The 14,374-nt window shown below is 70.3% G+C and carries 10 protein-coding genes; all 10 read left to right on the forward strand.

Features of this window, described 5'->3' with window-relative positions; genetic code table 11:
- The first annotated feature begins 101 nt into the window (after positions 1-101).
- The 10 genes from kdsB to dnaJ all read left to right on the forward strand — a co-directional run bounded on the left by kdsB (position 102) and on the right by dnaJ (position 14,345).
- Positions 102-902 carry a 3-deoxy-manno-octulosonate cytidylyltransferase gene (kdsB, locus tag D466_RS0101835; protein WP_018911987.1) on the forward strand — a complete coding sequence of 267 codons (801 nt, stop codon included), beginning with the start codon at positions 102-104 and terminating at the stop codon, positions 900-902.
- Between the two features lie 177 nt (positions 903-1,079).
- Positions 1,080-1,733 (forward strand): adenylate kinase, encoded by a 654-nt coding sequence (gene adk, locus D466_RS0101840; RefSeq protein WP_018911988.1) that lies wholly within the window; start codon positions 1,080-1,082, stop codon positions 1,731-1,733.
- A 55-nt stretch (positions 1,734-1,788) separates the two neighbouring features.
- Positions 1,789-3,720: a DNA primase gene (dnaG, locus tag D466_RS0101845; protein WP_018911989.1), complete on the forward strand. Its 1,932-nt coding sequence runs from the start codon at positions 1,789-1,791 to the stop codon at positions 3,718-3,720.
- Between the two features lie 250 nt (positions 3,721-3,970).
- Positions 3,971-6,292 (forward strand): RNA polymerase sigma factor RpoD, encoded by a 2,322-nt coding sequence (rpoD, locus tag D466_RS0101850; protein WP_018911990.1) that lies wholly within the window; start codon positions 3,971-3,973, stop codon positions 6,290-6,292.
- Positions 6,293-6,411: 119 nt separating this feature from the next.
- On the forward strand, positions 6,412-7,326 hold the full coding sequence (locus tag D466_RS0101855; protein WP_018911991.1) for an adenylate/guanylate cyclase domain-containing protein: 915 nt from the start codon (positions 6,412-6,414) through the stop codon (positions 7,324-7,326).
- Between the two features lie 33 nt (positions 7,327-7,359).
- Positions 7,360-8,457, forward strand: a complete 1,098-nt coding sequence (hemH, locus tag D466_RS0101860; RefSeq protein WP_018911992.1) for a ferrochelatase — start codon at positions 7,360-7,362, stop codon at positions 8,455-8,457.
- A 159-nt stretch (positions 8,458-8,616) separates the two neighbouring features.
- Positions 8,617-10,356 carry a glycosyltransferase family 39 protein gene (locus tag D466_RS0101865; RefSeq protein WP_018911993.1) on the forward strand — a complete coding sequence of 580 codons (1,740 nt, stop codon included), beginning with the start codon at positions 8,617-8,619 and terminating at the stop codon, positions 10,354-10,356.
- A 91-nt stretch (positions 10,357-10,447) separates the two neighbouring features.
- Positions 10,448-11,038, forward strand: coding sequence for a nucleotide exchange factor GrpE (gene grpE / locus D466_RS20235; RefSeq protein ID WP_018911994.1), 591 nt, complete (start codon positions 10,448-10,450; stop codon positions 11,036-11,038).
- Positions 11,039-11,136: 98 nt separating this feature from the next.
- Entirely contained in the window at positions 11,137-13,080 is a 1,944-nt protein-coding gene (dnaK, locus tag D466_RS0101875) for a molecular chaperone DnaK (RefSeq protein WP_018911995.1), read from the forward strand.
- A 134-nt stretch (positions 13,081-13,214) separates the two neighbouring features.
- Positions 13,215-14,345 (forward strand): molecular chaperone DnaJ, encoded by a 1,131-nt coding sequence (gene dnaJ, locus D466_RS0101880; protein ID WP_018911996.1) that lies wholly within the window; start codon positions 13,215-13,217, stop codon positions 14,343-14,345.
- The last annotated feature ends 29 nt before the right edge of the window (positions 14,346-14,374 follow it).

A 14,374-nucleotide genomic window follows, 5' to 3' on the forward strand; every position in this document is an offset into this window, starting at 1 on the left:
GAGCGTAGCGAGGAGGGTCGTCCCATGAGCGCCGTGCACGGCCGCTCCGAAGCGGCGCTCCACTCCCTCGGGGAGTCGAGCGTAGCGAGGAGGGTAGTCCAGTGAGCGGCACGGGCTCCACGCCGGCGGCCCAGGCCCTGCCCTTTTGCGTGCTGATCCCGGCACGCCGCGCATCGAGCCGCCTACCCGACAAGGCGCTGGCCGACATCGCCGGGCTGCCCATGGTCGTGCACGTGGCGCGGCGCGCGCTGGCCAGCGGTGCCACGCAGGTGGTGGTGGCCACCGACGACGCGGCCATCGCCGAGGCCTGCTCGGCGCACGGCGTACGCGCGCTGCTGACCTCGCCGCTGCACGCCAGCGGCACCGACCGCATCGCCGAGGCGGCGCGCCAGCTGGCGCTGGCCGAGGACTCCATCGTCGTGAACGTGCAGGGCGACGAGCCGCTGATCGAGCCCGCCCTGATCCGCGCCTGCGCCCAGCGCCTGCACGAGGACGCGCAGGCCCAGATGGCCACGGCCGCGCACCCCATCACCGAGGCGCCCTGGATCACCGACCCCAACGTGGTGAAGGTGGTGCTCGACGCGCAGCAGCGCGCGCTGCTGTTCTCGCGCGCGCCCATTCCCTGGCGACGCGACCAGTACGCCGCCGGCGGCGCCCCCGGGCTGCCCGCGCGCCTGCCCTTCCTGCGCCACGTGGGCATCTACGCCTTTCGCATGCACGCGCTGCGCGCCTTCTCCGAATTGCCGCCCTGCGAACTGGAGGCCGAGGAGGCGCTGGAGCAGTTGCGCGCGCTGTGGCATGGCTGGCGCATCGCCGTGCTGTGCGTGCAGCACGCGCCCGCCGCCGGCGTGGACACGCCGCAGGACCTGGAGCGCGTGCGGCGCCTGCTGGGCCACGCCTGAGCCGCCCGCGGCGGCGGTGCTGGAGCCGTCAGGGTGGCGCCGGGTGCGCGTGCTATTCTGAACCAGGGCCCGCCGCCCCTGGGCAGGCGGGCGCCTGCGTGCATGGCGTCGAGGCCCGTGTGCGCGGGCGACGAATCCGCATCATCCATTCCAACGAAAACATATCCGGGAGTCTTCATGCGTTTGATCCTGCTGGGCGCACCAGGCGCAGGCAAAGGCACGCAAGCCGCAAGCTTGTGCGCGCGCTACAACATCCCCCAGATCTCCACCGGAGACATGCTGCGGGCCGCCGTCAAGGCGGGCACGCCGCTGGGCCTGCAGGCCAAGGCCGTGATGGACTCCGGTGCGCTGGTGTCCGACGACATCATCGTCGGCCTGGTGCTCGAGCGCATCCAGCAGGCCGACTGCCAGCGCGGTTTCCTGTTCGACGGCTTCCCGCGCACCATCGCACAGGCCGACGCGCTGAAAAAGGGCGGCGTGAGCATCGATTTCGTGCTCGAGTTCGACGTGCCCGACGAGGACATCGTGCAGCGTCTCAGCGGGCGCCGCGTGCACCCTGCTTCCGGACGGGTCTACCACGTGCGCTACAACCCCCCGAAGGTCGAGGGCAGGGACGACCCTACCGGCGAGGAATTGGTGCAGCGCGACGACGACCGCGAGGAAACCGTGCGCAAGCGCCTGAGCGTGTACCACGAGCAGACCCGCCCGCTGGTCGACTACTACGGCGACTGGGAGCGCAGCGGCGACGCCGCCGCGCCGCGCCTGCGCCGCATCTCGGGCGTGGGCCCGGTGGACGAGGTGACCCGGCGCATCGCCGAGGCGCTGCGCTGATTCCGGCGCGGCGCGGGCGGCGCGCTTTCCGCGCTGCGGCAGCACCGCTCACGCCATGTCGTTGATTCCCCAGGACTTCATTCAGGAACTGCTCGGCCGCGTCGACATCGTCGAGGTGGTCGGACGCTCGGTGCAGCTGAAGAAGGCCGGCACCAACTACAAGGGGCTGTGCCCCTTCCACAGCGAGAAGTCCGCGTCCTTCACGGTCAGCCCTTCCAAGCAGTTCTATCACTGCTTCGGCTGCGGGGCGCACGGCAGCGCGATCGGCTTCCTGATGGAACACACGGGGATGAGCTTTCCCGACGCGGTGCGCGAACTGGCGCGCGACGCGGGCATGGAACTGCCGCAGCAGGAAGCCGACGAGGGCGAGCAGCGCCGCGCCGCCGAGCAGCGCAGTCACAAGGCGCGCCTGCGCGAGGTGCTGCAACAGGCCGAGGCCTTCTACCGCGAACGCCTGCGCGCCAGCACGCGGGCCATCGACTACCTCAAGGGCCGCGGGCTGAGCGGGCGCTCGGCGGCGCGCTACGGCCTGGGATACGCACCCGACGACTGGCAGGGCCTGGCCAAGGTGTTCCCGAATTACGAGGCCGACCTGCTGCTGCAGTCGGGGCTGGTGGTGGCGCGCGACGCGCAGGGCCAGACCCTGGAGCCGGCGCAGGCCGCGGGCGCCACCGCGACGCGGCGCTACGACCGCCTGCGCGACCGCATCACCTTCCCCATTCGCAACGCCCAGGGCGAGATCATCGGCTTCGGCGGGCGCGTGCTCGACCGCGGCGAGCCCAAGTACATCAACTCGCCCGAGACCGAGCTGTTCCACAAGGGCGAGGAACTGTACGGCCTGTTCGAGGCGCGCCAGGCGATCCAGCGCCACGGCCAGGTGCTGGTGGTCGAGGGCTACCTGGACGTGATTGCGCTGGCACAGCACGGCGTCGAGCACGCGGTGGCCACGCTCGGCACCGCGTGCACCCCGGACCATGTGCGCAAGCTGTTCCGCTACTGCGCGCAGATCGTGTTTTCCTTCGACGGCGACGCCGCCGGGCGCCGCGCCGCGGCGCGGGCCATGCAGTCCGCGCTGCCGGCGCTCAGCGACGAGCGTTCGGTGAAATTCCTGTTCCTGCCGGCCGAGCACGATCCGGACAGTTTCGTGCGAGAACTGGGTGCCGACGCCTTCGAGCGCGAGATCGCGCGCGCGCGCCCGCTGTCCGTGTTCCTGCTCGACCACGTCGGCGAGGGCCTGGCGCTGGACACCGCGGAAGGCCGCGCGCAAGCGATCGCGCGTGCGCGCGAACTGCTGGGTGCGATTCCAGAATCCGCGTTGAAGGGACAGATCCTCCATGAACTCGCGCAGCGCCTGCGCACGCCGGCCGATGAATTGCGCGCCGCCCTCGCGCTGCCCACGGGCCGGCGCGCGGCGGCGCCGGGCGCGCCGGGCGCCGCTGCCGGCGCCGGCAGCGGCAGCAGTGCAAGAGGGACCGACGGCGGCGGCTCGCGCAGCGCCGGCGGCGCCGGCCCGCGCTCCCGGCCGGCCGAGCCGCGCATGCAGCGCCTGAGCCGGCCCAGGGTCGACCACGCGCACACGGCCATGCGCATCCTGCTGGCCCACCCTGCCCTGTGGCGCGACATCAGCACCGCCCAGCATGACCTGCTGGTGGCCCATGCGGGTGCGGTCGGGGAACTTGCGCGCTGGCTGGAGTCCTACCTGGATGAACACGCCGAACCCACCCCTTCCTCGGTCTGGGAAGCGCTGCGCGCTGAAAATCTGCTGGAAGCCGCCGAAGCGCTGGAACCCGCCGAACTGCTCGAACGAGACGCCGCGGAATTGCGGCCTGACCTGCGAGGGGCGCTGGAAAGCATCGAAATGGCCTGGATCAAGCAGCGCCAGCAGACGCTGGCCGCCGAGGGCCTGGCCGATGCGGCCTCGCGCCTGGAATACCAGGGGCTTTCCTTGCGCCTGCGCGAGCTCATGCGCAGCCTGCCGCGACTGTGAAAGCCTGCCCGGCCCGGCGCGCCCGGGCCCCTGCGCGCACTTGAATTCGGCCGTCCCGCCATATACTATGGGGTTTTGCGCACAAGGCGCGAACGCGTCGCCCCCGTGCCGCCCAGTTGCGGGGCGGGGGCCGACGCGGATCCGGGGCGGCCCGCGGCTTGGCCTATTCTTGTTGCACGTCTTGTTGCACGACCGTCGATTCCCGCCACCGCAGGGGCCGGAATCGCACAAGCGTACGAGGAATCCGACGATGACCCAAGCCAAATCCCCCACCGCCAAATCCAAGGCTTCCTCGGGCAAGACCGCCGCAGACGCCGCGCCGAAGACCGCGCGGGCCACCAAGGCCGTGGCGGCCCCCGTACGCAGCACCACCAAGGCCGCGCCGAAGGCAACCGCCGCCGGCGCGAGCGCCTCCAAGGCGCGTGCCTCGACCACCGTTCCCAGCATGCCAGCATCCAAGACCAAGTCGGCTTCGGCCAAGGCCGCCGCCGAGAAACCCGTCGCCGACAAGGCGGGCGTGAAGGCCGCCGCCTCGCGCACCACTGCCCAGGCCAAGGCCGCCGCGAAATCCGCCGCGGACAAGAACGTTCCGGCCGACGACTTCAACGCCGACGAACCCGATGAGGCGGCTGCCCCCGCCGCCCCCATGCCGCGCGGCCGGCGTCCGTCGCGCGCCAAGGAAAAGCAGCTTCTGAAGGAATTCGGCTACGACGACTCCAACGTCACCGAAGAGGAACTGGCGCGCCGCCGCCAGCGCCTGAAGAACCTGATCAAGCTGGGCAAGACCCGCGGCTTTCTCACCTACGGCGAGATCAACGACCACCTGCCGGACAATCTGGCCGATCCCGACCTGCTGGAAACCATCATCAGCATGCTCAACGACATGGGCATCGCGGTGTACGAGCAGGCGCCCGACGCGCAGACCCTGCTGCTGAACCAGCACGGGCCGACCGCGTCCAGCGAGGAGGAGGCCGAGGAAGAAGCCGAGGCCGCGCTGTCCTCGGTGGATTCGGAATTCGGCCGCACCACCGACCCGGTGCGCATGTACATGCGCGAAATGGGCACGGTGCAGCTGCTCACCCGCGAAGGCGAGATCGTCATCGCCAAGCGCATCGAGGAAGGCCTGCGCAAGATGATGCTGGCCATCTCGGCCTCGCCTGCGACGGTGGCCGAGATCCTGGCCATGGCCGCGCGCATCGCCAACAACGAACTGCCGGTCGACGAAGTGGTCGACGGCATGGTCTCGGACGACGAGTCCGACGACTACGTGGCCGAGGAAGACGTCGACTTCGCGCTGGCCGACGAGGCCGAGGAAGACGACGAGACCGCCGCCGCCGCGGCCACCTCGGTCAAGCTCGAGGAACTCAAGGCCAAGGCGCTGGAGCGTTTCGCGCAGGTGCACGACGCGTTCATGAAAATGCGCCGCGCCTACGACAAGGAAGGCTACAAGTCCCCCGCCTACCTGAAGGCGCAGGAGCAGATTTCGCGCAACCTGATGGAAGTGCGCTTCACCGCGCGCACCGTCGAGAAGCTGTGCGACCTGCTGCGCAGCCAGGTCGACGAGGTGCGCCGCCACGAACGCGAGATCCGGCGCATCGTCGTGGACCGTTGCGGCATGCCCCAGGAGGAGTTCATCAAGAGCTTCCCCGGACACCAGCTCGACCTGCGCTGGGCCGAGCGCCTGGCCTCGTCCAGCAAGCCCTACGCGGCCGTGCTCACGCGCAACCTGCCCAGCATCCAGGAGCTGCAGCAGCGCCTGATCGACACCCAGAACCGCGTGGTCGTGCCCCTGGAGGACTTCAAGGAGATCAACGCGCAGATGAGCCGCGGCGAGCAGGAAGCCCGCGAGGCCAAGCGCGAGATGATCGAGGCGAACCTGCGCCTGGTGATTTCCATCGCCAAGAAGTACACCAACCGCGGCCTGCAGTTCCTGGACCTGATCCAGGAAGGCAACGTGGGCCTGATGAAGGCGGTGGACAAGTTCGAGTACCGCCGCGGCTACAAGTTCTCGACCTACGCCACCTGGTGGATCCGCCAGGCCATCACCCGCTCCATCGCCGACCAGGCGCGCACCATCCGCATCCCGGTGCACATGATCGAGACCATCAACAAGGTCAACCGCATCTCGCGCCAGTACCTGCAGGAGACCGGTACCGAGCCGGACGCCGCGATCCTGGCCGAGAAGATGGAGATGCCCGAGGACAAGGTGCGCAAGATCATGAAGATCGCCAAGGAGCCGATCTCCATGGAGACGCCCATCGGCGACGACGACGATTCGCACCTGGGCGACTTCATCGAGGACACCGGCATGCTGGCGCCGACCGACGCGGCGCTGCAGGCCAGCCTGCGCGACGTGGTCAAGGACATCCTGGATTCGCTCACCCCGCGCGAAGCCAAGGTGCTGCGCATGCGCTTCGGCATCGAGATGGCCAACGACCACACCCTCGAGGAGGTCGGCAAGCAGTTCGACGTCACCCGCGAACGCATCCGCCAGATCGAAGCCAAGGCGCTGCGCAAGCTCAAGCATCCCACCCGCTCGGACAAGCTCCGCAGTTTCCTCGACTCCCTGTAAATGCCCCTGCCCCCAGGGGCGGGGCGGGGCCGAGCCGTGCCCTGCTCCGCCCCGGCGAGCGGCTTGCGGGCGCGGAATATTTCACACATCCCCGATGGGCCCCCGTTAGACTTGCGCACATGTCGACTCTGCGCAAGCCCGTGACCCGGACCGTGGTGTTCGCCGACGTGGTCGGCAGCACGGGCCTGTACAAGTCGCTCGGCGACACCGCCGCGGCCCGCCTGATGACCCAGGTCACCCAGGCCACCGGAGAGATCATCGCCCAATACCGCGGCCAGGTGGTGAAGACCCTGGGCGACGGCCTGCTGGCGGTGTTCGACGACAACGCCGCCGCGGTGCAGGCCTGTTGCGAGGCGCAACGACGCCTGGCCCAGTGGAATCACGACAATTCGGCGCCGGTTTCGGTTCCGCTGAAAATCGGCCTGTCCCGCGGCCCGGTGGTGCTGAGCCCCGGGGATTGCTTCGGCGACGCGGTGAACGCCGCGGCCCGCCTGTCCGGCTCGGCGGCCGGCGGCCAGATCCTGCTGGGCGAGGCGGTGGCCGAGGGTCTGAGCCTGGAACAGCAGGCGCGCCTGCGCAGCCTGGGCTCCATTTTCCTGCGCGGCTACGAACAGGCGGTGCCGGTGCACCAGATCGAGTGGGACGCCGGCTGGCAGAACAGCCAGACCATGCCCCATCTGCCGACGGTGATCGCCAACGCCACCCAGCACCTGGGGCTGAGCTGGCTGGACGTGCACCAGGACATGCCTGCCTCCCAGGGCGTGCTGCACATCGGGCGCACGCAGGCCGCCGAATTCGTCGTCAACGACATCCGGGTTTCCCGCCAGCACGCCCGCATCGAGTGGCGCGGAAGCTATTTCATGCTCACCGACCTGTCCAGCAACGGCACCTGGGTGCGCTACGCCGGGCAGGACAACGCGCTGGCGCTGCGCCGCAACGAATGCGTGCTGCACGGCCAGGGCGAGATCTGCCTGGGCGCCAAGCCCACCGACCCTACCGCGCCGACCGTGGTGTTCGAGGTGTTCGACCGCTGAAGTCGCGCTCGACGCCTCGCCGCCCGCCGACCCATGTCTTCCAGTCCCCCCGAAAACTTCGAGCACGGCCGCCCCACCACCACCGCCGTCGTCCTGTTCAACCTCGGTACGCCGGGCGCGCCCACGCCCGCGGCGGTGCGCCGCTACCTGCGCGAGTTCCTCGCCGACCCGCGGGTCATCGAGGTGCCGCGCGCGGTATGGCTGCCGATCCTGCACGGCATCATCGTGCCCTTCCGCTCCCCGCGCACGGCGACCAAGTACGCGCGCATCTGGCAGGCCGCCGGATCCCCGCTGGCCGTGGCCACCGCGGCGCTGGAGCGGGCGCTGCAGGCCGAACTCGAGCGCCGCGGCCACCATGTGACGGTGCGCCACGCGATGCGCTACGGCGAGCCCGCCACCGGCGCCGTGCTGGAGCAGTTGCACGCCCAGGGCGCCACGCGCCTGCTGGGGGTGCCGCTGTATCCCCAGTACAGCGCGGCCACCACCGCCACCGCGCTGGACGCCGTGGCGGGTTGGCTGCGCGGCCAGCGCCGCCAGCCCGCGCTGCGCTGGGTGCGCAACTTCGCCGACGATGCGGGCTACATCGAAGCGCTGGCCGCCAAGGTGCGCGCCCACTGGGCCGAGCACGGGCGTCCCGAGCGCCTGGTGATGAGCTTCCACGGCATGCCCCGGCGCACCCTGCTGCGCGGGGACCCCTATCACTGCGAATGCCGCAAGACGGCCCGCCTGCTGGCCGAGGCGCTGGGCCTGGACGACAAGCAGTTCCTGGTGAGCTTCCAGTCGCGCTTCGGCGCCGAGGCCTGGCTGCAGCCCTACACCGAACCCAGCCTGCGCGAGCTGGCCCGCGCCGGCGTGCGCCGGGTCGACGTGGTGTGCCCGGGTTTCGTCGCCGACTGCCTGGAAACCCTGGAGGAGATCGCCATCGAGGGCAAGCAGGCCTTCCTGTCCAGCGGCGGCTCCGAGTTCCACTACATCGCCTGCCTGAACGACGACCCGCACTGGGTCGGCGCGCTGGCCGACCTGGTGGAACGGGAACTGCAGGGCTGGCCCACGCGCACGCCCGCGGACCCGGCGCAACTCGCGGCCAGCGCGGCGCGCGCCGACGCGCTGCGCCGCGCCCAGGAGGCCTGATCCCGGCCGATTCCTGCCAGGATATCGCCCAAATACCGGCCAGGCATGGCCGCAGTCGCGTCAACTTGCCTCGGGGGCGCCGGCATCCGCACGGCGTGGCAACATGGCGCCCCGTGGGATAAAGACCACACGATTTCTAAGCCTTTTTCCGAGCCCGCCTTGCCCCTGTCCGCCCCCCTTCCCCGCTCCCTCGGCGGCAAGACCCTGCCACCGTGGGTCGCCGACGCCGCCGTGTTGCTGCTGGTCGCGGCCTGCATGTTCTGGGGCCTCGGCCGCCCGCCGATCCGCGACAACAACGAAGCCTTGTACGCCGACATCGCGATGGCGATGAGCCAAGGCGGCGGCTGGCTGATCCCCCACCTGAACGGCGTCCCCTACATCGAGAAGCCTCCGCTGCTGTACTGGCTGATGGCGCTGAGTTTCAAGGCCTTCGGCGTCGGCGCCTGGCAGGCCAGGCTGCCCGATGCGCTGGCGGCCTGGGCGGCCAGCCTGGGCTGCATCCTGCTCGGGCGCCGGCTGGACGCGCCGCTGGCGGGGCGCGCGGCCGCGCTGATGGCCGGCACCTCGCTGGGCTGGGTGGAGATCGGCCGCACCATCCTGTTCGACCCGCTGATGAGCCTGGGCTGGCTGGCCGCGCTGGCCCTGGTGGTGCTGGCCGAACAGCGGGAAAGCCGCGCGCTGATGCGCTGGGCCATGCTGCCGCTGGGCCTGGCGGTGATGACCAAGGGGCCCGAGGCCCTGGTGCTGCTCGGCCTGGTAGGCCTGGTGCAACTGCTGCTGTCGCCCGGGCCGCTGCCGCGCGCGCGCATGCTGCGCCTGTTCCTGGACCCCTGGGCGATCGTCCTGTTCCTGCTCGTGGCTCTGCCCTGGCAACTGCTCGCCGCCTGGCACCAGAGCGGATTCGCCTGGTTCTTCTGGGTCAACGAGACCATCGACCGCTTCCTCGGCACGCGCATTCCGGAAGACTTCCACCATGGGCCCTGGTGGTATTACCTGCCCAAGCTGCTGATCGGCACCTTCCAGTGGACCGGGCCGATGGCCGCGCTGGCGCTGTGCACACGGCGCGCCGGCGCGAGCCCGGCGGCGCGCAGCGCGGTCTGGGCGCGCAATGCCTCGCTCGGCCTGCTGCTGTTCTTCTCCGCCTCCAGCGACAAGGGCGCCTACTACCTGCTGCCGGTGGTGGTGCTGCTCGCGTGGTGGGCCGGCCAACGCCTGCAGCAGGCAGTCGATGAAGGCAGGATCGCGACGGCCAGGGGCTGGATCGCCGCCGGATGCCTGCTGTTCGGCCTGGCCGCCGCGGGACTGTGGCTGGCCATCGCCACCGTGCCGGAGGTGCGGCTGATGGCCCTGCGCAGCGGCCTGCCGCGGCCCCAATGCGCGCTGCTGCCATGGCTGAGCCTGAGCCTGCTGGCGATCTCGCTACTGGCCGCGCTGCTGCTGCGCAGCGGCCTGCTGGAGGCCGGCCTGCTGGTGTTCGGCCTCAGCGGGATGGCCATGAGCCTGTTCGCCACCGAGCTGGCGGTGGCCAAGACTCCCGACACCTCCCAGCAGCATGTCGCGCAGGTCCTGCACGCGATGTTCCCGCGCGGCGTGCACATGTATTCCTGGCAGACCTTCGAGGACCAGGACGCCTCGCTGCTGTTCTACGGCCTGCGCCCGCTGCGCGTGATCGACAGCAAGAGCTCGGACCTGTGGTTCGGCTGCCGCCACGCCGCCGGCCCCTCCCCCTGCGTGGGCACCGCCACGGTGCGCGACGCCATGCGGGCGGGCCGCCCGTTGGCCGTCTGGGTGGCGCGCGACCGCCTGGCCTCCTTCCTGGGAACCGGCCTGGCCGTGGGCATGCGCCCGCTGGGATTCCGCGACAGCATCGTGTTCGTGCGCCGCGGCTCGGCCCCCTGACGGCCGCCTCTTGAAAGTCCCCGCAGCGCCCCCATCTGCCCCGGCAGACCCGCGCGCCGCTCCCGGCGCGCCGATGCAACCCAGCCGATCCATGACCCAGACTCCCCCGAACGAATCCCCGGCGGCGCAGGCCGCCGACCCGACCCCCGCGGCCGATGAGCAGGCTCGCGCTCAGGCCGCCGGCGGCGACGCCCTGGAACAGGCGCTGAAGGCCGCCCAGGACGAACTCGAGGCGCTGAAGGACCAGTTCCTGCGTGCCAAGGCCGAGGCCGAGAACGTGCGCCGCCGCGCCGAGGAGGAAAGCGCCAGGGCGCGCAAGTTCGCCGTGGAATCGATGGCCCAGGAACTGCTGCCGGTGAAGGACAGCCTGGAGGCCGCGCTGGCCGACGCCAGCGGCAGCATCGAGGCCCTGAAAAAGGGCGTCGAACTCACGCTGAGCCAGTTGCGCGGCGCCTTCGAGCGCAGCCGCATCCAGGAAGTCGAGCCCGCGGTGGGCGAGCGCTTCGACCCGGCCCGCCACCAGGCGATCGCCAGCATCCCCTCGGAGCAGGCCCCCAACACCGTGGTCGCGGTGCTGCAGAAGGGCTACGTGCTGGCCGAGCGCACGCTGCGCCCGGCCATGGTCACCGTGGCCGCGGCCCAGGGCGCGGCACCGACCCAACCCGGCGCCGCGGGGGCTTGAATCCGGCGCAATCGGCTGCATCTGCTGTTGCAGCAGGCCGGGCACCCCGCCGCCCGCCGACCTGAATACCAACCTTCACGAGACTTCCGGAGTTCAACATGGCAAAAATCATCGGCATCGACCTCGGCACCACCAACTCCTGTGTGTCCGTGATGGAAGGCGGCAGCCCCAAGGTCATCGAGAACAGCGAAGGCGCGCGCACCACGCCCTCGATCGTCGCCTACATGGAAGACGGCGAGATCACGGTCGGCGCGTCGGCCAAGCGCCAGGCGGTCACCAACCCGAAGAACACCCTGTACGCGGTCAAGCGCCTGATCGGACGCAAGTTCGAGGAAAAGGAAGTGCAGAAGGACATCTCCCTGATGCCCTACACCATCGCCAAGGCCGACAACGGCGACGCCTGGGTGGAAGTGCGCGGCAAGAAGCTGGCGCCCCCGCAGATCTCGGCCGAGGTGCTGCGCAAGATGAAGAAGACCGCCGAGGACTACCTGGGCGAGGAAGTCACCGAGGCCGTGATCACCGTGCCGGCCTATTTCAACGACAGCCAGCGCCAGGCCACCAAGGACGCCGGGCGCATCGCCGGGCTGGACGTCAAGCGCATCATCAACGAGCCGACGGCCGCCGCGCTGGCCTTCGGCCTGGACAAGGCCGCCAAGGGTGACCGCAAGATCGCCGTGTTCGACCTCGGCGGCGGCACCTTCGACATCTCGATCATCGAGATCGCCGACGTCGACGGCGAGAAGCAGTTCGAGGTGCTGTCGACCAACGGCGACACCTTCCTCGGCGGCGAGGACTTCGACCAACGCATCATGGACTACATCGTCGCCGAGTTCAAGAAGGAATCGGGCACCGACCTGTCCAAGGACGTGCTGGCGCTGCAGCGCCTGAAGGACGCCGCGGAAAAGGCCAAGATCGAGCTGTCCAGCAGCCAGCAGACCGAGATCAACCTGCCCTACATCACCGCCGACGCCTCGGGTCCGAAGCACCTGAGCATGAAGCTCACGCGCGCCAAGCTCGAAGCCCTGGTGGAAGAGCTGATCGAGCGCACCATCGAGCCCTGCCGCGTGGCCATCAAGGACGCCGGCGTGAAGATCGGCGAGATCTCCGACGTCATCCTGGTGGGCGGCATGACCCGCATGCCCAAGGTGCAGGACAAGGTGCGCGAGTTCTTCGGCAAGGACCCGCGCAAGGACGTCAACCCCGACGAGGCGGTGGCCGTGGGCGCGGCCATCCAGGGCTCGGTGCTGTCCGGCGAGCGCAAGGACGTGCTGCTGCTCGACGTCAGCCCGCTGACCCTGGGCATCGAGACCCTGGGCGGCGTGATGACGCCGATGATCAAGCGCAACACCACGATCCCGACCAAGCACACCCAGGTGTATTCCACCGCCGAGGACAACCAGCCCGCGGTGACCATCAAGGTCTACCAGGGCGAGCGCGAGATGGCCTCGGGCAACAAGCTGCTGGGTGAGTTCAACCTGGAAGGCATCCCCGCCGCGCCGCGCGGCATGCCGCAGATCGAGGTCACTTTCGACGTCGACGCCAACGGCATCCTGCACGTCAGCGCGCGCGACAAGGGTACCGGCAAGGAGAACAAGATCACCATCAAGGCCAACTCCGGCCTGAGCGAGGACGAGGTGCAGCGCATGGTGCGCGACGCCGAGGCCAACGCCGCGGAAGACCACCGCAAGCGCGAGCTGGTGGATGCGCGCAACCAGGCCGACGCGGCGGCCCACGGCGTGCGCAAGTCCCTGGCCGAGCACGGGGACAAGGTCGACGCGGCCACCAAGGACGGCATCGAGTCGGCGCTCAAGGCCCTGGACGAAGCCCTCAAGGGCGATGACAAGGACGCCATCCAGTCGCGCACCGAGGCGCTGATGAGTGCCAGCCAGAAGCTGGGCGAGCAGGTCTACGCCCAGCAGGCCGAGCAGGCGCAGGCCGCCGGCGGCGAGGCCGGCGCCGGCGCGGCCGCTGGCGCCGGCAAGCCCGCCGACGACACGGTGGTCGACGCCGAGTTCAAGGAAGTCAAGGACGGCAAGGCCTGAACGGGTGAACCTACCGGCCTTGCGCGCGCCGCGCCCCGGCCCGCCCCCGCGGGGGCCCCGGCCGGCGCGGCGTATGCTCGGGAGGGCGCCGCGCGCGCCCTCCCTTTTTGTCTTTTACCGCTCGCAATTCGATCATGGCCAAGCGTGATTTCTACGAAGTTCTGGGGGTGCCCCGCGATGCCGACGAGGAGGCCCTGAAGAAGGCCTATCGCAAGCTGGCGATGAAGTACCACCCGGACCGCACCCAGGGCGACAAGGACAGCGAGGAGCGCTTCAAGGAAGCCAAGCAGGCCTACGAGACCCTGAGCGATGCGCAAAAGCGCGCCGCCTACGACCGCTACGGCCACGCCGGGGTCGACCCCTCGGCGGCCGGCATGGGCGCGGGCGGCTTCGGCGGCGGCGCCGGATTCGCCGACTTCGGCAGCATCTTCGAGGAGATCTTCGGCGGCGGCGGCGCGCGCCAGCGCGGCGGCCCGCAGGTGTACCGCGGCGCCGACCTGAGCTACTCGCTGAGCCTGAGCCTGGAGGAGGCCGCCCACGGCACCACCAAGTCGCTGCGCATTCCCAGCTGGGACGCCTGCGGCACCTGCCACGGCAGCGGCGCCAAGCCCGGCACCAAGCCCAAGACCTGCCCGGCCTGCGGCGGCAGCGGCGCCACCACCCAGCGCATGGGCCCCTTCGCGATGCAGCAGACCTGTGGCACCTGCGGCGGCACCGGCAAGGTCATCCCCGAGCCCTGCACGAGCTGCCACGGCGAGGGCCGCATCCAGCGCCAGAAGACCCTGGAGGTGCAGATCCCGGCGGGCATCGACACCGGCATGCGCATCCGCTCCAGCGGCAACGGCGAGCCGGGGCTGGGCGGCGGTCCGGCCGGCGACCTGTACGTGGAAATCCAGATCAAGCCGCATGCGCTGTTCGAGCGCAACGGCAACGACCTGCACTGCCGCATCCCGGTGAGCATGACCGCCGCCGCACTGGGTGCGCGCATCGAGGTGCCCACGCTGGGCGGCGCCGCCGAGATCGACCTGCCCGAGGGCACGCAGTCGGGCAAGACCCTGCGCCTGCGCGGCAAGGGCATCAAGGGCATCCACGCCGCCCATGCGGGCGACCTGTACTGCCACATCGAGGTGGAGACCCCGGTGCGTCTGAACGAGGAACAGCGCCGGCTGCTCGAGCAGCTCGACGAATCCCTCAAGCTCGGCGGCGACCGCCACACCCCCAGCGGCAAGAGCTGGGCCGACAAGGTGCGCGACTTCTTCAAGTGAGCCCCCGCGGCCTGCACGGGGCCGGGGCC

Source organism: Thiomonas sp. FB-6 (assembly GCF_000377645.1).
Classification (GTDB): Bacteria; Pseudomonadota; Gammaproteobacteria; order Burkholderiales; family Burkholderiaceae_C; genus Thiomonas_A.